The organism is Candidatus Pelagibacter sp. HIMB1611, assembly GCF_052047715.1.
Lineage (GTDB): Bacteria > Pseudomonadota > Alphaproteobacteria > Pelagibacterales > Pelagibacteraceae > Pelagibacter.
In genome coordinates, this window is the sequence record NZ_JBNAJM010000001.1 from 343,941 (window position 1) to 363,101 (window position 19,161).

Sequence of the window (19,161 nt, forward strand, 5' to 3'; positions counted from 1 at the left end):
TAACGATTAATTACTCAAAATAGGCTAAAAAAATGATAAATAAACTTATAAAATTTAATACAATTTGATCGTCATTTCTAAAATTGATAATTAATTTAAAATAATTAGTACCTTAAGGTACAAGCCAATAATCTCTTGAGATTGTATTTTCTGAACCTAGGTTGTTTTCAAAATCAAATCTAGCTCGACGGTGACCTTTAGCAGCCAAATATAACCATTCTATTGATTTTATTTTACACTGAATAACCGTAAAGTTTTTGTAACCTTCTTCACTTTGTTCTTTTGTATAATCAAAATTATCAAGCTCAGGTTTCAGTCCAGATGTAGGAATATCAGACTCAGTTCCTGGTCCATTATCAACTAAATAACATTTTCTAGATATGTGTTGGGTTTTTGACCAAGATTCTTTAGTTATTTCGTTATTATGATTAATAGTACACTCTACTTTCAGTCTAACCTGAATTTTTTCATCTTTGTCATAAAATAACATTGCTGCATTTTTGTTAGACTTTAACTTTTCAATTTTATCTGAACGAATATCACTATGAAACTGAACTAAGTTATTAGATTGGTCTGATTTACGAAGAACTACAATTCTACCATCTAAGTCAGATTGGCTACCACATATAAATACTGGTATTCTAAAAGGTGAACTTCTATCTTTAACAGCTCTATCTAACATAGACCAAATTTTCTTTTTGATCTCCACAAAGTCCTCATAATAAGGAACGTTATCAGTCACAGATTATTTTTTCTTTTTTAATCGAGCAATAAGAGCAGAACTATCCCAACGGTTACCACCCATTTCTTGTACCTCAGCATAGTAGCCATCTATGATTTCTGTAATCGGCACTGGTGAACCATTTCTTTTTGCTTCTTCAATTGCAATTTTAAGATCTTTTCTCATCCAATCAATTGCAAATCCATAATCAAACTTATCATCCGTCATAGTTCGATATCTATTTTCCATCTGCCAAGACTGTGCTGCACCTTTAGATATAGTTTCCATTACTTTATCCATATCTAAACCTGCATTTATTCCAAAATTAATTGCTTCAGATAAACCTTGCACTGCTCCAGCAATACACATTTGATTCATCATCTTAGTCAGTTGTCCGCTTCCACAAGATCCTATTAATTTTACTTTTTTACTGTAGCAACCAATTACTGGTTCTGCTTTTTTAAAAACTTCTTCATCACCACCAACCATGACAGTTAGTATTCCACCTTCTGCACCAGATTGACCTCCAGATATTGGCGCATCTAAAAAATCAAAACCTTTATCTTTTGCAGCTTTATATAATTCTCGAGACACTTCTGCGGATACAGTTGAGTTATCAACAAATATTGATCCAGCTTTTGCTGTGTTAAATAATCCATTCTCTCCTGTAGCTACTTCTCTTAAATCATTATCGTTACCTACACATGTAAAAATAAAATCTGCACCTTCTGCTGCCTGAGCAGGAGTATCTGCCATTTTACCTTTGTATTCACCAATCCATTTTTCAGCTTTAGATTTTGTTCTATTAAAAACAGTTACATTGTGTCCGGCTTTTGATATATAACCAGCCATCGGGTAGCCCATAACCCCAAGACCTATGAAAGCAACATTAAAAGTCATAATTTTTTTCTATGTTTAAAAGTTTAAGTTTAAAAGTAATTGTATTTGGTTTTATTTTTACATTTTTTTCAAGTTTTGGACAGAGTTATTTTCTTGGTTTGTTTAACACTAGTATTAGAGAAGCTCTTTCAATATCTCATGGACAATTTGGTTCAATTTACGCGTCCGCAACTTTATTTAGTAGTTTTATATTGATATGGGTTGGAAAAAAAATAGATGATTTTAGTACAATTAAATTTGCATATTTTGTAATTATATCTTTAAGCGTATCTTCATTTATATTTTCTAAAATCAATTCAATAGTTTTTTTATTTATAGCAATTTTTTTAATGAGGTTATTTGGTCAGGGGCTAATGTCTCATACTGCTAGTACCACAGTCTCAAGATATTTTGATAAATCAAGAGGAAAAGCATTAAGCACATCTTGGCTAGGTTTGTCTTTAGCAGAATTTATTTTACCAGTTTTAATAGTATATTTTTTAACATTCATACATTGGAGAGAATTATGGGTAGGATTTTCTTTAATTATTATTTTATTTCTTCCTGTTGTATCAATGTTCTTAATAAATAATTTAAATATTAATTCTAGAGAATCTGACAGTAATAATAATTCTCAAGAAGATACAATCAAACAATGGTCCAGAGGAGAAGTGTTAAAAGATTATAAGTTTTATATTATTTGTGGAAACTTATTAGCAATGCCATGGATTTTCACAGGCTTTGCAGTTTTTCAGTCTTTTGTACAAATTTCTAAGGGGTGGGGTCCATATGTGATAGCTCAATCTTTTATGGCCTATTCGATATGTTCTGTTTTGACTTTATTTATAACTGGTATTTTAATAGATAAGTTTTCGAGCAGGAAATTATTAATTTTTACAAACATTCCTATGTTGATTGCTGCTTTGATATTGATATTTTTTGATCATCCTATTGTTTCATTTATTTTTTTAGGATTATTGGGAATGACCAATGGATTTGCAAATGTTTTAGGTACATCTACATGGGCAGAATTATATGGTGTAAGATTTATTGGAGGAATAAAGGCTATGACTTCTGCTTTAATGGTTTTCTCAACTGCTTTTGGAACTGCTTTATATGGATTTTTAATAGACAAAGGTTTTGGTATTGAACAAATCGCTACTTTTTCCGCAATATACGTTGGATTTATGCTTGTACTTTTATTCATGATAAAAAATAAGTTAAATCCTCATTATTTATAAAAATATCCCTTGATTTTATTAGACTCACTGTGTAGATACTGCGCATGGCTAGAGTAACAGTAGAAGACTGCATAGATAAAGTAGAAAGTCCTTATGAACTAGTTTTAGTGGCTAAAGAGAGAGCTACTCAACTTAATGCTGGTTTAGAACCAACAATAGATAGAGATAATGATAAAAATACAGTGATATCTTTAAGAGAAATTGCTGAAGAAAAAATCAAAGTATCAGATTTAACCGAAAGTGCAGTTTATAAACTTAGAAAACACGTTGAACAAGTTGATGACGGTGTGGAGGATGATGAAGAAATAGGTGACGATTTTGAAAATCTTTACAAAGGAGAAATTTCAAAAAGTGGAACTCCAATTTTGCCATCAAAAAGAGCAAGAAAAACTCCAGAAAAAATTCAAGTATCAAAGGAAGATTTAGCTGAATTATCTGAAACAGCTACACCTGAAGTTGACGCTTCAGTTGGTCAAGAAACTATGAATGAACAAGGTGAAGTTTCATTAGATGAAGTTTCAGAATCAGAAAATCAAGAAGCAGATGTTGCTTCTGAAGATCCAGAAGCTTCAAACTCATAAAAAAATAATATAAAGTCTTAGTTTATGAATAGGTTAGTATCAATTGCTCCTATGATGGACTGTACAGATCGTCATGAACGATATTTTCTCAGACTAATATCTAAAAATATACTTCTTTATACCGAAATGGTTGTCGATGAAGCAATCAATAGAGGTGATAAAAAAAAATTACTAGAATTCAATATCAATGAAAAGCCAGTTGCACTTCAACTAGGTGGATCTTCACCTAAGTTACTTGCGGAGGCGACAAAAGTTGGAGAAGACTTTGGCTACGATGAAATTAATTTAAATTTAGGCTGTCCAAGTAGAAAAGTAGAGAAAAATAGATTTGGTGCTTGTTTAATGAAAGAGCCAAACTTAGTTGCAGATTGTTTAACAGAGATGCAATCAAAAACTAAATTACCTGTAACCATAAAAACTAGAATTGGTTATGACAATGTCGAAGATTACGAAAACTTACATAATTTTATATCTACTCTTAAATCCACAGGTATCAAAACTTTTATTATTCATGCAAGAAAGGCTATGCTTGGCAAGTTTACACCTAAACAAAATCTAAATATTCCACCACTAAAATATGACTTTGTTTATAAATTAAAAGAAGATTTTCCAAATGAAGAAATAATTATAAATGGGGGAGTAACTTCAGTTGATCAAATTAAACGACATTTAGAAAAAACAAATGGTGTTATGATTGGAAGAGCTGCTTATCACACACCTTATTTGTTGGCAGATATTGAGAAAGAAATTTTTAACAATGAAGATATTCCTAGTAGGCAAGATGTTGTTGAGCAGTTAATTCCTTATGTAAAAGATGAATTGAAAAAAGGAACTCGTTTAAATCAAATTATGAGACACACATTAGGTTTATTTCACGGTCAATCTGGTGCCAGCCATTGGAAAAGATATTTAAGCGAAAATATGTGTGTGAGAGATGCTGATGTAAAAAAAATTGATCACATAATGGATAAAATTAAATACAACAATGTTGATATGAGAGAAGGTTAATCTGCTTAGTTCAATCTTAGCAAATGAATATATCTATATAGTTTTATTAATGGTTTTGACTGCAATTCCAGTAGGATTTGTAGCTGGCCTTTTTGGTATAGGCGGTGGTTTAATAACTGTCCCGTTTCTTTATTATATATTTGGCAAACTTGGAATTGATAAAGCTTATATAATGCACTTAGCGGTAGGAACTTCTTTTGCAATAATAATTCCAACATCAATAGTTTCAGTTTTAACCCATCATAAATTTAATTCTGTCGATTTTAATGTAGTCAAAAGCTATGGTATTTTTGTAGTTGCAGGAGTTGTTTTAGGAACAATATTCGCTGCAACTTTCAAAACAAAATCATTAGTGCTTTTTTTTGCAATCGTAATCTTTCTTTTAGGAATTTATTTACTTACGATTAAAGAAAAAGAACAAAATGTAATATCTGAAATGAAATTGTATTTAAAAATAATACTTGGTGCGATTGTTGGATTTATTTCAGCTATAACAGGTATCGGTGGTGCTGTTATGAATGTACCAATCCTTAAATTTTTTGGTTATTCAATTAATAAAGCAATTGGTAGTGCCGCAGCGATTGGTTTTTTAATTGCACTATTCGGTGCTACAGGTTTTTTTATTTCAGGAAGTTATTTAAAAACAAATTTACCATTTAGTATTGGATTTTTAAATGTACCAGCTTTTTTAATCTTCATTCCGATTACAACTTTTATGGCAAGACTAGGTGCAAGAACAGCTCACAGAATAGATAAAAATAAAATTAGTAAATTACTTGCTATTTTCTTACTAATCGTAGCAGTTAAGTTTTTCTACGAATATATTAAATTATAAGCATGTCGTTTAAGTTAAATAGGAAATTTTTAAATACTTCACATCATCTTTTTAATCTTAAATTATGCACTATTAGGCTAAACGATAATTCTAAATTTCCATGGATAATTCTAATTCCCAAAAGAAGTAAGATTACCGACATAAGCGACCTTGATTTTAAAGATCAAACCCTGCTAATGAAAGAAATTGTTTATGTGAGTAAAGTAATGAAAAAGTTATTTAAAACTTCGAAGCTTAACGTAGAAAAAATTGGAAATATTGTTCCTCAGTTGCATATACATATTATTGCTAGAAGTAAAAAAGATAGTTCATGGCCATTATCTGTATGGGTTGTTAAAGGAAAAAATTATTCAAAAACAGCTCTAAAAGAAATAGTCGATAAATTAAGAAAAGCTCTAAAATAAAAAGAGGTGACTTTAGTCTCCCTCCATCACCTCAGATAGTTTTTTAAATGATTCTTTACAGTTTTATGAACACTTATTAGTTGAAAATTAACTTTATTAAGGACTAAATTTTTTGATCGTATTCGCCTATTTTCCCAGTTTTTTGAAGTAAATCGTCAATAAAATCAAAGATTTTCCTCTTTCTATTATCTGAGGTTGGGCTTTCAGTTACAATTACCAATGAAGGTTTATTAGATGATGCTCTTATCAATCCCCAAGATCCATCTTCAAAAGAAAATCTCACACCATTAACTGTAAGAACTTCAGTTATTACTTGATCATCAATTTTAGTTTTATTATTTTTTAATTGTTCTACTTTTTTAACTAATTCTTCAACTACTTGATATTTTTCTTCATCTTTACAGAATGGCGCCATCGTAGGTGTTTGAAAAGTATTTGGTAAATCATTAATTATTTCACTCATTTTTTTATTTTCGTTATCTAATAAATGACAGACATGAATGGCTGAATTTATTCCATCATCGTAACCATATCCTAATGGCTGATTGAAAAAGAAATGACCACTTTTTTCAAAGCCTGCCAATGCCTTTTCAGTGTTAACTTTACGTTTGATATGGGAATGACCTGTTTTCCAATAAATTGTTTTACAATTGTTTTCTAATAAAATTTTATCTTTTGAGTACAAACCTGTTGATTTTACATCTACTACAAATTTAGAATTTTTGTGTTTAGTAGATAAGTTTCTTGCTATTATTAAACCAATTTTATCAGAGAATATTTCGTTACCTTCATTATCAATAACGCCAACTCTATCTCCATCACCATCAAAACCAAAACCTATATCAGCATTATTTTCTTTAACCGCTTTAGCAATTTCGTGAAGCATTTCTAAATCTTCCGGATTAGGATTATATTTTGGAAAATTCCAATCTAAGTTACAATCTAACTCCATCACTTCACACCCAATACCCCTTAAAATATCTGGTGCAAAAACACCTGCAGTTCCATTGCCACAAGCAACTACAGCTTTAATTTTTTTATTTATTTTGTTTTTATTAATTAGGTCATTTTTATAAATTTTATCGAAATCTTTTATTTCTTTTTCATTTCCATCACCTTTTGAAAACTTTTTACTCAATGTTATTTCTTTTAATTCTCTCATCTCTTCAGGCGCATGAGTTAAGCCTTTTTTGATACCCATTTTTACACCAGTCCAACCATTTTCATTATGACTTGCTGTAACCATAGCAACTGCATCTGCATCTAAATTAAATTGTGCAAAATAAACCATTGGAGATAATGACAAACCAATATCTTCTATATGACATCCTGTTGACTTTAATCCTTTTTTAAGTGAAGTTTTTATTTCCTCACTGTAAGATCGGTAATCATGTCCAACAATAATTCTTGGATGATCTTTTTTGGTATGATTTTTTATTTGTGTCCCAAGTCCTTTACCAAGATTCTCTATACCCGCTGAGTTTATGTCCTTCTCATACAACCAACGGGCGTCATATTCCCTAAATCCATAAGGATCTATTTTTAAATTTTTACTCATTTATCCACTACTTACTCTTTTTATGTTAATTTCTTTAAAAAAATTTTATTTTTTTATTGATAATCATATTGTCGCGTTCTATAAATGTTCCATTGATTAAACGTTTATTTAGTATACTTAATCAAAGCGCCTACAACATATAGTTGTTTTCGCAAAACTAAAATAATATAATAACAAATATGAACAAGATTCTATCTCAAGCCCTCAAGAAAGCTGTCTCCGAATATAGTCCAGAAGTTAAAGATGTTTCAAAAGCGAATAAGCCTGATTTATTTTCTTTAAATAACGAAACAGAATTATTTCAAAACGACAAAGGTATAATAATTAAAATTGATCGTTCTAAAGATTCAAATCTTACTGATTTTGGTAAAGCGACTTTAAAAGATAGATACCTTGGTTTAAACGAATCTTATCAAGATTTATTTGCAAGAGTAGCCAGTACTTATGCTGATGATAATTTACATGCACAAAGAATTTATAATTACATAAGCAATCTTTGGTTTATGCCAGCAACACCAGTTTTATCAAACGGTGGAACTAAGAGAGGTTTACCTATTTCATGTTTTTTAAATGAAGCATCTGATAGCTTAGGTGGAATTTTAGATCTTTGGAGCGAGAATGTTTGGCTTGCTGCAAAGGGTGGGGGAATTGGAAGCTACTGGGGCAACCTAAGATCTATTGGAGAAAAAATTGGTAGAGTTGGAAAAACTTCAGGAATAATTCCTTTTATTAAAGTGATGGATTCTTTAACAATGGCAATCAGCCAAGGTTCATTAAGAAGAGGTTCTGCTGCTTGTTATCTTCCAATTGATCATCCTGAGATAGAAGAGTTTATTGAAATGAGAAGACCAACTGGTGGAGATCCAAATAGAAAAGCATTAAATTTACATCATGGTGTTTTAGTTTCAGATGCTTTCATGAGAGCAGTTGAAACAGATGAACAGTGGGCATTAAAAAGTCCAGCAGACGGAACTGTGCAACAAACTATTTCTGCAAGAAATTTATGGATAAGATTATTAACTGCTAGAATTGAAACTGGTGAGCCTTATATAATTTATATAGATACAGTTAATCGACAAATTCCTCAACATCATAAGTTAGCAAATCTTACTGTTAAAACTTCTAACTTATGCAGTGAGATAACTCTTCCTACAGGAATTGATAAAGACGGTAGAGATAGAACAGCGGTGTGCTGTTTATCATCTTTAAATTTAGAAAAATATGAAGAATGGAAAGATGATCCAGATATGATTAGTGATGTAATGAGATTTTTGGATAATGTGTTGTCTGATTTCATTAACAAAGCTCCTGAACAATTTAAAGATGCTAAATACTCCGCTGAAAGAGAGAGAAGTGTTGGTTTAGGTGTGATGGGCTTTCATTCTTTCTTACAGAAAAATAGAATTCCACTTGAGTCTGTAATGGCAAAATCATGGAATAAAAAAATATTTAAAAACATTCACGAAAAAGTTAATCAAGCTTCTAAAGATTTAGCTGAAGAAAGAGGAGCATGTCCTGATGCTGCAGAGTATGGTTATCAAGAAAGATTTTCTAACAAAACTGCAATTGCACCAACAGCATCAATTTCTATTATTTGTGGAGGAGCTTCTCCAGGAGTAGAGCCCATTGCAGCAAACAGTTATACTCACAAAACTTTATCTGGTTCGTTTAATGTGAGAAACAGATATCTTGAAGAAATTCTTGAAAGTCACGGTAAAAATGATGAGGAAACTTGGTCCAGTATTACTACAAACCAAGGTTCAGTTAACCATTTAGATTTTTTAACTGATTTAGAAAAAGATGTATTTAAAACTGCATTTGAACTTAATCAAAGCTGGATAATTGAATTGAGCGGAGACAGAACTCCTTTTATTTCACAAGCTCAATCAGTTAACTTATTTTTACCAGCAGATGTTCATAAAAAAGAATTACATAAAATTCATTTTGATGCGTGGAAGAAAGGTTTAAAGAGCCTTTACTATTGTAGATCAAAATCAATTCAAAGAGCTGAGAATGTTAACGATTCTAAGTCAACAGACATCATGGCTAATGTATATAAAAATAAATCAACCGAAAATAGTGAACCAGAGTACGAGGAGTGTTTATCATGTCAGTAGCAGAAAATGTTAAGTCAGAAATTATTCAACCACAAAAAAACAATAATGGGTTGCTTGTTGCAAATCCAGTTTACAAACCTTTTAGATATCCATGGTGCTATGATGCCTGGTTAACACAACAAAGAATTCATTGGTTGCCTGAAGAAGTTCCACTTGGAGATGACGTTAGAGATTGGCAGAAAAATCTTTCAACTTCAGAAAAAAATCTATTAACACAAATTTTCAGATTTTTTACACAAGCAGATGTTGAAGTTAGTAACTGTTACATAAGACATTACATGAATGTATTTAAGCCAACTGAAGTATTAATGATGATGTCTTCTTTTGCTTCAATGGAAACAGTTCATATTGCAGCTTACTCACATTTGTTAGATACAATTGGTATGCCAGAGTCTGAGTATTCAGCATTCATGAAGTACAAAGAAATGAAAGATAAATACGATTACATGCAAGGTTTTGATGTTAAATCAAATCATGATATTGCAAAAACAATTGCTGTATTTAGTGCTTTCACAGAAGGTCTTCAGTTATTTGCAAGTTTTGCAATTTTGTTAAACTTTCCAAGACATAACAAGATGAAAGGAATGGGTCAGATAGTTACTTGGTCTGTAAGAGATGAGACGTTGCATTGCAATTCTATGATCAGATTATTTAAAGATTTCATTAAAGAAAATCCTGAAACATGGACACCACAATTGAAAAAAGAAATTTACGAAGCATGTAGAACAATTGTTGAGCATGAAGATGCTTTCATTGATTTAGCTTTTCAAATGGGTCCAATGGAAGGTTTAACTGCTGATGATATTAAAAAATATATTCGTTTTATCGCAAACAGAAGATTAGATCAGTTGGGTTTAGAAGCAATATATGACATTGATAAAAATCCATTAACTTGGTTAGATACAATGTTAAATGCTGTAGAGCACATGAACTTCTTTGAAGGAAGGGCTACAGAATATTCTAAAGCATCAACCCAAGGTACTTGGGCAGAAGCATTTAGTTAATTTGAAGTACAAAAAATATTTTAGGAAAACAAGTTTAAAACAAAAAGGTGTTGGTGATTTCTTTTTAAAAGAAATTGCACTTAAAAAACCTAAAACTTTCCTAGAAGTAGGTGTCTTTCACGGTGTCACTGCCAGAAATGTTTGTGAATTGTTAAAAAACTTACATAGTAATAGTTTCAAATATGTTGGTTTAGACTTATTTGTTGAAAGTGAGGAAAATTCTAATGAAATCATTCCCAACACAAAGTTTAATAATCCACTGAAAACGATTTATTTTAACTACATCAAAAAACAAAACCCATATAGTTTAGAGGCAGTACAAGACTTATTGAAAAAATTTGGTGATAATGTTTCGTTAATAAAAGGTAATTCAAATAATGTTTTAAAAAAAATTGATATGTCTAAAGTAGATTATGTTTTTTTAGATGGTGGTCACGAGTATTCTACGGTTACGAATGATTTAAATTGCTGTCTGGAGGTAATTACAAATAATGGAACTGTTTTATGTGACGATTATAATTTAAGTTATGCTCCAGGTGTCAAACAAGCAATAGATGAGTTTTGCAAAAAAAATAATTTCAAAAAGTCTGTTATTTGTAATGATAGATTTGCAAAAATTGAGATAAATTAATTTATCTCTGGTTTAATTGCATGACTTTTCGGTGTTTGTTTCCTTTATATTTAGCAAGGGGTCTAATAAGTTTATTCGCTGTATGCTGTTCCATAATATGTGCCGACCATCCTGTAATTCTTGAAATAACAAATATAGGTGTGAAAAAATCAGTATCAAAACCCATTAAATGATACATTGGACCAGTAGGGTAGTCCACATTGGGATGGATATTTTTCTTTTTGATCATAACCTTTTCAACAATATCATAGATCTTTTCAAATTTTTTATCTTTTTTAAGCTTAGCAACTTTACCAAAATAATTTCTCATAGTTGGAACTCTTGAGTCTCCCGATTTATAAACTCTATGACCAAAGCCCATAACTACTTCTTTATTTTTAAGAGCGTTATTAATCCATTTTAGTGCATTCTCTGGTTTTTTAATTCTATTCATCATGTGCATTACTTCTTCATTTGCACCACCATGTAATGGACCTTTCAAACTAGCAATTGCACCTGTAATTGCTCCATGAATATCAGACAAGCTACTTGTAATTGTTCTAGCAGTAAAAGTTGAAACATTGAAACTATGTTCAGCGTACAATATTAAAGAAACATCAAATGCTTTAACAATTTCTTTTTGAGGTACTTTCCCAAAACACATATAGAAAAAGTTTTCTGCAAATGTTAAATTTTTTTTAGGTTTAATTATTTTTTTACCACTTCTAATTCTGTAAAAAGCAGCAAGAGCTGTGGGAGTTTTTGCAAAAATTCTTAATGCTTTTCGCATATTGGCTTCTGGAGTAGAGTTGGAGGTTTCTTTATCTTCTAATCCCATTACACTAACAGCTGTTCTTGCAACATCCATTGGATGAGATTTTTTTGGCATGTGTTTTATAATTTCATATAAATTTTTTGTAAGCTCTCTATTATTTCTCTCCTCTTTTTCAAATTGTCTTAATTGAATAGTATTAGGTAGATCTTTATTTAAAATTAAATATGCGACTTCCTCAAATCTGCAATATTCACATAAATCTTGAGCAGCATAACCTCTATATGTCAGAGAATTAATCTCAGGCATAACTTTTGAAACTTCAGTTTCATCTACAACAATTCCAAGTAAACCTTTTTTAATATCATCACTCATTATTCATGCCCTTCTGTACTAAAATTATAAATTTTTTCGTCTAAAGAATTATATTTTTCGTATTCTACTAATTCATACAATCTTTTTCTAGTCTGCATCTTATCTATTATATTATTTTGGTGTCCATTTGCATAAATGTCCCTCAATCCATCTTCAACATTTTTCATTGCTAGTCTTTGCGTAGTTACAGGGTATATAACAATATTATAGCCAAGGTTTTCTAACTCCTTATAGTCAAATAATTTGGATTTACCAAATTCAGTCATATTAGCTAACAAATAACATGATAGTTCTTTTCTTACTTTTTCAAAATCTTTTTCATCATTCAAAGCTTCAGGAAATATAATTTCTGCTCCAGCATCAATATAAGCTTTACATCTATCAATCATTTTATCAATTCCCTCAACACTTTTTGCATCTGAGCGTGCTATAATTTTAAAATTTTGATCTTTTTTTGCAGCTAAACATTCTTTTATTTTTGAAACCATATCCTCTGTTGAAATAAGCTCTTTATTATCTAGATGCCCACATCTTTTTCTTTCAATTTGATCTTCTAAATGAACGCCAGTTAATCCAAACTCTTCAAAAGTTTCTATAGTTTCTTTACAAGATTTAAATCCTGTATCTATATCAACAATTGTTGGAAGATTTGTTACCCTAGATATTAAATAAGATCTGGTACTCACATCTTGAAGTGTTGTTAAACCAATATCAGGAAAACCAAGATCATTAGCCATAACACCTCCTGATACGTAAACTGCATCATAACCAATTTCCTCAATTAATTTCGCTGTTAGAGGATTGTAAGCTCCAGGAACTCTCAGAATTTTATTTGATTTAAGTTTTTGGTCAAAATCTATTCTTTTTTGACCTGGTTCTTTTTCAACAAAGTGCATTAAAAAATTCCTTTTTTCAAATTTCTTTTTAACTTACTTTTTTTAATCTCAATATTTAGTTTATCTAATTGACCAGCTTTTAAGTTTTTTAAATTTTGAACATTTCTTAAAAAACGATCACTCTCTTTTTTATCTAAAATACCATCTGTCAAAGTTAAAAATTTATTTATATAATTTTCTCTTTTAAATGGTCTTGCTCCATATGGATGAGCATCAGCTCTATCTAGTTCTTCAGTTACTTTTTTCCCACTGTTCAATGTAACAACAACTTTTGCTCCAAAAGATTTCTTTTTTGGATCTGGATCATGATATTTTTTTGTCCATTTTTTATCTTCATAGGTTGTTATTGAATTCCATATTTTAATAGTATTTTTTCTATTAGCTCTTGATTTTGTATAAGATTTTACATGATGCCAATCACCATCTTCTAAGGCGACTGCAAAAATATACATAATAGAGTGATCCAATGTTTCTCTACTTGCATTTGGATCCATTTTTTGTGGATCATTTGCACCTGTTCCAATTACATAATGTGTATGATGACTTGTATAAATATCTATTTTTTTGATTTGATTTAAATTTGATATTTTGGTTTTTAATTTCTTTGCAAGATCAATTAAAGCCTGAGATTGATACTCTGCAGAATATTCTTTTGTATAAGTTTCTAATATTGCTTTTTTACTTTCTCCTTTTTTAGGTAATGGAACTTTATATTTTGCTTTTTTTCCATCAAGTATCCTTGCAATTACACTATCTTCACCTTCATAAATTGGACTTGGTGCGCCTTCACCTCTCATAACTCTATCAACAGCTTCTATTGCCAGTTTCCCAGCATGTGCAGGTGCATATGCTTTCCAACTAGATATCTCTCCTTTTCTAGATTGTCTTGTAGAAATAGTTGTGTGTAGTGCTTGTTGAACTGCTTGGTAAATTGTTTCAGTATTTAATTTTAACATCGATCCCAATCCTGCAGCAACACTTGGACCAAGGTGAGCTATGTGGTCTACTTTATGTTTATGTAAACAAATCCCTTTAACTAAATTTACTTGAACTTCGTATGCTGTAATAATACCTCTTAATAAATCTAAGCCACTCTTTTTATTTTGTTGAGCTACACTTAATAGTGGGGGAATATTATCACCAGGGTGACTGTAATCTGCAGCTAAAAAAGTATCATGGAAATCAAGTTCTCTTACAGCGGTTCCATTTGACCAGGCTGCCCATTCACAATCAAATTTTAGTTTTGAATTAACTCCAAAAAGAGTTGCTCCATTTTTTCTAGAATGCTTCAAAGCCATCTCTCTTGATGAAATAACGGGTTTTCTATTTAAAGAAGCAATAGCAACTGAAGCATTATCAATAATTCTGTTGATAACCATTTCAACTGCTTCTTTGTTTAGTTTAGCGTTATCACTTGCAATTTCTGCAATTTTCCAGGCAAGTTGTTTTTTTTTAGGTAAATGAATTTTAGATGGAAAAACTTTAACTGTATGTAGTAACAAAATAACTCCTTATAAGTAATTTTGTTTTAATAGCTAAAATAAATTAATCAATATTAAAGATATTCAGATATGATTTTTTCTATACCAACAAAATCTTTTATGAGGTGATTATGGTAGATTTCATCAGATCTTTTTTCAGTATATCCATATTTTAACAATATCATTGGAATATCTGCCGCTTTCGCAGAGTTTGCATCAGTTTCACTATCTCCAATCATAATTGATTTTTTTAAATCTCCATCCAATATTTCTATCACTGTCGTTAAGTGTCTAGGATCAGGCTTACAATAATCAAATGTATTATATCCTGCCACATATTCAAAATAATCATAAATTCCAATTTTTTTTAAAAGATCAACAGCAAGGTGCTCAGTTTTATTAGTACAAACAGCCATAGAGATTTTTTCGTTCTTACACCAATTTAAAAACTCTTTTACTCCATTTATTAAAGTACTTTTGTTATAAATATTTTTTCCATAAAAAGACAAAAATTCATCTGTCATTTCGTTTTGAATTTTTTCATCAAACCATTTCCATTGACCGTTAGCTTTTGCCATCATAGCTTTTGCACCTTTGCCAACTGCATTTTTTAATTCACCTAATGTTTTTGTTGGATAACCAAATTTTTTCATTACATGGTTGTGCGCTGTTATTAAATCTGGCGCTGTGTCTATTAAAGTTCCATCTAAATCAAACAATACTGTAAATTTTTGTTTCATATTAAAAGTATTTTAAAGAAATAATTTGTGAATTAATTAAAATATATACTTAATGTAAAGAAAATCTAGATGAAACATGCAAAGCAACAAAATAATCAAAATAAACTTCGAAATAAGTTTTTAAAAGCTGGAGTTAAAATGACAGGTCCTGAAACTGTTTTTTTTTCAAATGATACCAAAATTGGAAAAGGAGTAACAATTGAACCATATGTGGTAATAGGTTCTAAAGTTAAAATAGGAAATAATGTTGTTATTAAATCTTTTTCGCATCTTGAAACTTGTAAGGTAGAAAATAAGGTTGAGATAGGTCCTTATGCAAGAATTAGACCCGATACAATTCTTAAAGAAGGTTCAAAAGTAGGTAATTTTGTAGAGATTAAAAAATCAACTGTTGGAAATAAATCAAAAATTAATCATTTATCTTATGTCGGTGATAGTGATATTGGCAAGATGGTAAATGTTGGTGCTGGAACAATTACTTGTAATTATGATGGTCTAAAAAAAAGTAAGACAATAATTAAAGATAAAGTATTCATAGGATCAAATTCATCTTTAATTGCGCCTATAAAAATTGATAAAGAAAGTATCATTGGTGCAGGATCTGTAATAACAAAAAATGTTAAAAAAAAATCTTTAGCACTAACAAGATCTGTACAAGTGGAAATTAAAAATTATAAAAGAAAGACAAAATAAATTATGTGTGGAATTATAGGAATATCTAGTAATAAATCTGTTTCTGCAAATATTATAAATTCTTTAAAAAAACTAGAATATAGAGGTTATGACTCAGCCGGTGTTGCAACTTTATTTAATGGTGAAATTAATCAAGTAAAATCTGAAGGAAGAGTTGATAATTTAGAACAAAACTTTGATCTAAAATCTTTAAAAGGAAATATAGGAATAGGTCATGTAAGATGGGCTACTCACGGTATACCAAATAGCATTAATGCTCACCCACATTCATCAGATAATGTATCTATTGTCCATAATGGAATAATAGAGAACTCAACAATTTTAAAAAAACACTTAATTAATAAGGGTTATACTTTCAAATCTCAGACTGATACTGAGGTAATAGTTCATTTAATTACAGAAAATTTAAAAACTATGGAGCTGGAAGAGGCAATAACCAAAACTTTAAAACAACTTCACGGAAGTTTTGCATTAGGTATAATTTTTAAAGATATTCCAGATTTAATTGTAGGTGCAAGAAGAGGATCGCCACTAGCTGTTGGTTATGGTCCTAATGAAAATTACCTAGGGTCAGACTCTTATGCTTTAAAATCCATGACAAATAAAATTACTTATCTTGATGATGGAGAATTTTGTATTGTTAAAAAAGATCAAGTTCATTTTTACAATCAAGAGGGAAAAAAAATTAATAAAAAAATTTTAGAATTATCATCTAATGAGTTAAATTATGACAAAGGTGACTTTAAACATTTCATGGCCAAAGAAATAGAGGAGCAGCCTGTAACAGTAAAAACTGGAATTAAAGAATATTTAGATAATGTAAATAATGAGATAAACATTTTCAATTTTCCATTGAAAATCAATGAAATTAAATCAGTTACTTTTATTGGTTGTGGTACTGCTTATCATTCTTGTTTAATGGCAAAATATTGGTTTGAAGAATTAACTTCTTTAGATGTAAATATCGATATAGCTTCAGAGTTTAGATATAGAAAAAATAGATTTAAAAAGGATAGTTTATATATTTTTGTTTCTCAGTCTGGTGAAACTGCAGATACTTATGCAGCTTTGGATCTTTGTAACAAAAATAATATGAAAACATGTGCAGTAGTTAATGTAATCGAAAGCTCTATAGCAAGAGACTCAAATTTTGTTTTACCAATTCACTGTGGACCTGAAATTGGGGTTGCGTCAACAAAAGCTTTTTTAGGTCAAATACTTGTTTTATATATTTTAGCTTTAAAAATTGGATCTTTGTCTAATCAGATTGATAAAAAAAATTATCAAAAAAAAATTAAAGATCTTAAAAACTTACCAAACTTAATAGAAAAAACTTTATTAATAGATAATGACATTCAAGCAATATCCTCAACATTTAATGAAGCTAAAGGATCTATGTTCCTTGGAAGAGGTTTCTCGTTTCCAATAGCTTTGGAAGGTGCTTTGAAATTGAAAGAATTATCTTATGTTCATGCGGAAGGTTATCCAGCTGGTGAAATGAAACATGGACCACTTGCTTTAATAGAAGAGGGAATGCCAGTTGTTGTTCTAGCACCAAGAGATAATTACTATAAAAAAACAATTTCTAACATGCAGGAAGTTATAGCAAGAGGTGCCAAAGTTCTTCTAATTACAAACAAAAGCAAGGATGAAATTGTTTCGGAGAATATTTGGGAAACTATAGAGGTTGAAAATACCAATGATGATCTATTACCATTCCTTTTAACAATTCCACTTCAAAAGCTTGCTTATTATTCTGCTTTGAAAATGGGTTATGATATAGATAAGCCAAGAAACTTAGCTAAATCGGTCACAGTTGAATAAAGTTTAAACTCTGCTAAAACACTCCTAGGTTGAATATGAAAAATTGGAAAAAAAATAGTTGGAGAAAACATCCTGTTAAACACATACCAGAATATCCAGATAAAAAGGAACTGAATAAAGTTTTAGATAAAATTGGAACTTTTCCTCCCTTGGTATTTGCTGGTGAGACTAGGCACCTAAAAGATCAATTAGCTGATGTTGTAGATGGAAAAGCATTTTTACTTCAGGGTGGAGATTGTGCAGAGAGTTTTGCTGAATTTAACCCTGATAATTTAAGAGATACATTTAAATTAATTTTGCAAATGTCTTTAGTTTTAACTTATTCAGCTTCTTTACCAGTCGTTAAAGTTGGAAGAATTGCTGGTCAATTTTCAAAACCAAGAAGTTCTCCAGTTGAAAATAAAGATGGTGTAGAGCTTCCTAGTTATTTAGGTGATAACATAAATGGAATGGAATTTACCGAAAAAGCAAGAATTCCCGACCCAAAAAGATTATTTAAAGCTTATTCTCAGTCAGCAGCAACTCTAAATCTTATTAGAGCATTTTCTAAAGGTGGTTTTGCAGATTTGAATAAAGTTCATTTATGGAATTTAGGCTACATTAAAAAAAGTCCAGAGGCAAAAAAATTTAAAGATTTAGAGGATAAAATTGCAGATGCAATAGCATTTATGAAAGCGTGTGGAATTACATCAGATTTTAACAATAGATTATATACTGTGAATTTTTGGACATCACACGAAGCGTTATTGTTACCTTTTGAAGAAGCAATGACCAGAACAGACTCTACCACAGGTGAGAACCATGATACCTCAGCACATTTTGTTTGGATAGGAGACAGAACAAGACAGCTTGATGGAGGACATGTAGAGTTTTGTAGAGGGATTGAAAACCCTATAGGTATAAAGTGTGGACCAACACTAAAACCTGATGATTTAATTAATTTATGTAACCGAATTAATCCAAAAAATGAAAAAGGTAAAATAACTTTGATTTCAAGATTTGGAGCAGATAATGTTTCAAAATTTTTACCAAAATTAATTAGAGCAATTAAAAAAGAAGGATTGAATGTAATTTGGTCTTGTGACCCATGTCATGGAAATACAATTAAAGCTGCAACAGGTTTCAAAACTAGACCATTCAATAGTGTACTAAATGAAGTAAAAAATGTTTTTGCATGTCACCAAAGTGAAGGAAGTTTTGCAGGAGGTCTTCACATTGAGTTAACTGGTCAAGATGTAACTGAATGTATTGGTGGAGCACAAAAAATTTCTGAAGAAGATCTTTCTTCAAGATACCATACTCATTGTGATCCAAGGTTGAATGCCAACCAAGCTTTAGAATTAGCATTTATGATTTCAGATGAGATAAAAAAGAATAGCTTATATTCTAAAAATGCAGATAGAGCGGCATCTTAGGGCATTG

The 19,161-nt window shown here is 30.4% G+C and carries 17 protein-coding genes and 1 pseudogene; 11 read left to right on the plus strand and 7 right to left on the minus strand.

Annotated features, from left to right (window positions below; translation table 11 throughout):
* Nucleotides 1-112: 112 nt before the first annotated feature.
* Nucleotides 113-742 (minus strand): flavin-binding protein, encoded by a 630-nt coding sequence (locus ACTTAS_RS01860; RefSeq protein ID WP_440678142.1) that lies wholly within the window; start codon nt 740-742, stop codon nt 113-115.
* Between the two features lie 3 nt (nt 743-745).
* Nucleotides 746-1,621: an NAD(P)-dependent oxidoreductase gene (locus tag ACTTAS_RS01865; protein WP_440678143.1), complete on the minus strand. Its 876-nt coding sequence runs from the start codon at nt 1,619-1,621 to the stop codon at nt 746-748.
* 11 nt (nt 1,622-1,632) lie between these two features.
* Here ACTTAS_RS01865 and ACTTAS_RS01870 point away from each other — a divergent pair, with 11 nt between their 5' ends.
* The 5 genes and pseudogenes from ACTTAS_RS01870 to ACTTAS_RS01890 all read left to right on the plus strand — a co-directional run bounded on the left by ACTTAS_RS01870 (nt 1,633) and on the right by ACTTAS_RS01890 (nt 5,669).
* Complete coding sequence (locus tag ACTTAS_RS01870; RefSeq protein ID WP_440678144.1) at nt 1,633-2,841, plus strand: MFS transporter; 1,209 nt, start codon at nt 1,633-1,635, stop codon at nt 2,839-2,841.
* A 44-nt stretch (nt 2,842-2,885) separates the two neighbouring features.
* Nucleotides 2,886-3,266: pseudogene (gene rpoZ, locus ACTTAS_RS01875) on the plus strand (DNA-directed RNA polymerase subunit omega); the annotation flags it as partial.
* A 180-nt stretch (nt 3,267-3,446) separates the two neighbouring features.
* Complete coding sequence (dusA, locus tag ACTTAS_RS01880) at nt 3,447-4,430, plus strand: tRNA dihydrouridine(20/20a) synthase DusA (RefSeq protein WP_440678145.1); 984 nt, start codon at nt 3,447-3,449, stop codon at nt 4,428-4,430.
* Nucleotides 4,431-4,479: 49 nt separating this feature from the next.
* Nucleotides 4,480-5,265, plus strand: coding sequence for a sulfite exporter TauE/SafE family protein (locus ACTTAS_RS01885; protein ID WP_440678146.1), 786 nt, complete (start codon nt 4,480-4,482; stop codon nt 5,263-5,265).
* A gap of 2 nt (nt 5,266-5,267) precedes the next feature.
* Nucleotides 5,268-5,669, plus strand: a complete 402-nt coding sequence (locus tag ACTTAS_RS01890; protein WP_440678147.1) for an HIT family protein — start codon at nt 5,268-5,270, stop codon at nt 5,667-5,669.
* Nucleotides 5,670-5,772: 103 nt separating this feature from the next.
* On the opposite strand, the gene ACTTAS_RS01895 is transcribed toward ACTTAS_RS01890, so the two are convergent.
* Nucleotides 5,773-7,227, minus strand: a complete 1,455-nt coding sequence (locus ACTTAS_RS01895) for a phosphomannomutase/phosphoglucomutase (RefSeq protein WP_440678148.1) — start codon at nt 7,225-7,227, stop codon at nt 5,773-5,775.
* Nucleotides 7,228-7,406: 179 nt separating this feature from the next.
* Here ACTTAS_RS01895 and ACTTAS_RS01900 point away from each other — a divergent pair, with 179 nt between their 5' ends.
* The 3 genes from ACTTAS_RS01900 to ACTTAS_RS01910 are packed head-to-tail and all read left to right on the plus strand — an operon-like array spanning nt 7,407 to nt 10,979.
* Nucleotides 7,407-9,344 (plus strand): ribonucleoside-diphosphate reductase subunit alpha, encoded by a 1,938-nt coding sequence (locus tag ACTTAS_RS01900; protein ID WP_440678149.1) that lies wholly within the window; start codon nt 7,407-7,409, stop codon nt 9,342-9,344.
* The gene (locus ACTTAS_RS01905) at nt 9,335-10,348 is read left to right on the plus strand and encodes a ribonucleotide-diphosphate reductase subunit beta (RefSeq protein ID WP_440678150.1); all 1,014 of its coding nucleotides are present in this window, start codon (nt 9,335-9,337) and stop codon (nt 10,346-10,348) included. The genes ACTTAS_RS01900 and ACTTAS_RS01905 overlap by 10 nt, the downstream gene beginning before the upstream one ends.
* A gap of 1 nt (nt 10,349) precedes the next feature.
* Nucleotides 10,350-10,979 (plus strand): class I SAM-dependent methyltransferase, encoded by a 630-nt coding sequence (locus ACTTAS_RS01910; protein ID WP_440678151.1) that lies wholly within the window; start codon nt 10,350-10,352, stop codon nt 10,977-10,979.
* 1 nt (nt 10,980) lies between these two features.
* Here ACTTAS_RS01910 and ACTTAS_RS01915 read toward each other — a convergent pair whose 3' ends face one another.
* The 4 genes from ACTTAS_RS01915 to ACTTAS_RS01930 are packed head-to-tail and all read right to left on the minus strand — an operon-like array spanning nt 10,981 to nt 15,222.
* Entirely contained in the window at nt 10,981-12,105 is a 1,125-nt protein-coding gene (locus tag ACTTAS_RS01915; protein ID WP_440678152.1) for a bifunctional 2-methylcitrate synthase/citrate synthase, read from the minus strand.
* Nucleotides 12,105-13,001, minus strand: coding sequence for a methylisocitrate lyase (prpB, locus tag ACTTAS_RS01920; protein WP_440678153.1), 897 nt, complete (start codon nt 12,999-13,001; stop codon nt 12,105-12,107). The genes ACTTAS_RS01915 and prpB overlap by 1 nt, the downstream gene beginning before the upstream one ends.
* On the minus strand, nt 13,001-14,503 hold the full coding sequence (locus tag ACTTAS_RS01925; RefSeq protein ID WP_440678154.1) for an MmgE/PrpD family protein: 1,503 nt from the start codon (nt 14,501-14,503) through the stop codon (nt 13,001-13,003). The genes prpB and ACTTAS_RS01925 overlap by 1 nt, the downstream gene beginning before the upstream one ends.
* A gap of 53 nt (nt 14,504-14,556) precedes the next feature.
* Nucleotides 14,557-15,222 carry an HAD family hydrolase gene (locus tag ACTTAS_RS01930; RefSeq protein WP_440614258.1) on the minus strand — a complete coding sequence of 222 codons (666 nt, stop codon included), beginning with the start codon at nt 15,220-15,222 and terminating at the stop codon, nt 14,557-14,559.
* Between the two features lie 69 nt (nt 15,223-15,291).
* Between ACTTAS_RS01930 and ACTTAS_RS01935 the strand changes: the two genes are divergently transcribed.
* Genes ACTTAS_RS01935 through ACTTAS_RS01945 form a run of 3 tightly spaced genes read left to right on the plus strand, consistent with a single transcriptional unit; the run spans nt 15,292 to nt 19,154 of the window.
* Nucleotides 15,292-15,915, plus strand: coding sequence for a DapH/DapD/GlmU-related protein (locus tag ACTTAS_RS01935; protein WP_440678155.1), 624 nt, complete (start codon nt 15,292-15,294; stop codon nt 15,913-15,915).
* A 3-nt stretch (nt 15,916-15,918) separates the two neighbouring features.
* The gene (glmS, locus tag ACTTAS_RS01940; RefSeq protein WP_440678156.1) at nt 15,919-17,739 is read left to right on the plus strand and encodes a glutamine--fructose-6-phosphate transaminase (isomerizing); all 1,821 of its coding nucleotides are present in this window, start codon (nt 15,919-15,921) and stop codon (nt 17,737-17,739) included.
* A gap of 35 nt (nt 17,740-17,774) precedes the next feature.
* Nucleotides 17,775-19,154 carry a class II 3-deoxy-7-phosphoheptulonate synthase gene (locus ACTTAS_RS01945; protein ID WP_440678157.1) on the plus strand — a complete coding sequence of 460 codons (1,380 nt, stop codon included), beginning with the start codon at nt 17,775-17,777 and terminating at the stop codon, nt 19,152-19,154.
* Nucleotides 19,155-19,161 lie beyond the last annotated feature (7 nt).

Coding starts and splice junctions, on each gene's coding strand:
- prpB (WP_440678153.1), bottom strand. CDS start 13,001: ATGCACTTTGTTGAAAAAGAACCAGGTCAAAAAAGAATAGATTTTGAC.
- ACTTAS_RS01945 (WP_440678157.1), top strand. CDS start 17,775: ATGAAAAATTGGAAAAAAAATAGTTGGAGAAAACATCCTGTTAAACAC.
- ACTTAS_RS01930 (WP_440614258.1), bottom strand. CDS start 15,222: ATGAAACAAAAATTTACAGTATTGTTTGATTTAGATGGAACTTTAATA.
- dusA (WP_440678145.1), top strand. CDS start 3,447: ATGAATAGGTTAGTATCAATTGCTCCTATGATGGACTGTACAGATCGT.
- ACTTAS_RS01935 (WP_440678155.1), top strand. CDS start 15,292: ATGAAACATGCAAAGCAACAAAATAATCAAAATAAACTTCGAAATAAG.
- ACTTAS_RS01890 (WP_440678147.1), top strand. CDS start 5,268: ATGTCGTTTAAGTTAAATAGGAAATTTTTAAATACTTCACATCATCTT.
- ACTTAS_RS01885 (WP_440678146.1), top strand. CDS start 4,480: ATGGTTTTGACTGCAATTCCAGTAGGATTTGTAGCTGGCCTTTTTGGT.
- ACTTAS_RS01895 (WP_440678148.1), bottom strand. CDS start 7,227: ATGAGTAAAAATTTAAAAATAGATCCTTATGGATTTAGGGAATATGAC.
- ACTTAS_RS01870 (WP_440678144.1), top strand. CDS start 1,633: ATGTTTAAAAGTTTAAGTTTAAAAGTAATTGTATTTGGTTTTATTTTT.
- ACTTAS_RS01905 (WP_440678150.1), top strand. CDS start 9,335: ATGTCAGTAGCAGAAAATGTTAAGTCAGAAATTATTCAACCACAAAAA.
- ACTTAS_RS01900 (WP_440678149.1), top strand. CDS start 7,407: ATGAACAAGATTCTATCTCAAGCCCTCAAGAAAGCTGTCTCCGAATAT.
- glmS (WP_440678156.1), top strand. CDS start 15,919: ATGTGTGGAATTATAGGAATATCTAGTAATAAATCTGTTTCTGCAAAT.
- ACTTAS_RS01915 (WP_440678152.1), bottom strand. CDS start 12,105: ATGAGTGATGATATTAAAAAAGGTTTACTTGGAATTGTTGTAGATGAA.
- ACTTAS_RS01865 (WP_440678143.1), bottom strand. CDS start 1,621: ATGACTTTTAATGTTGCTTTCATAGGTCTTGGGGTTATGGGCTACCCG.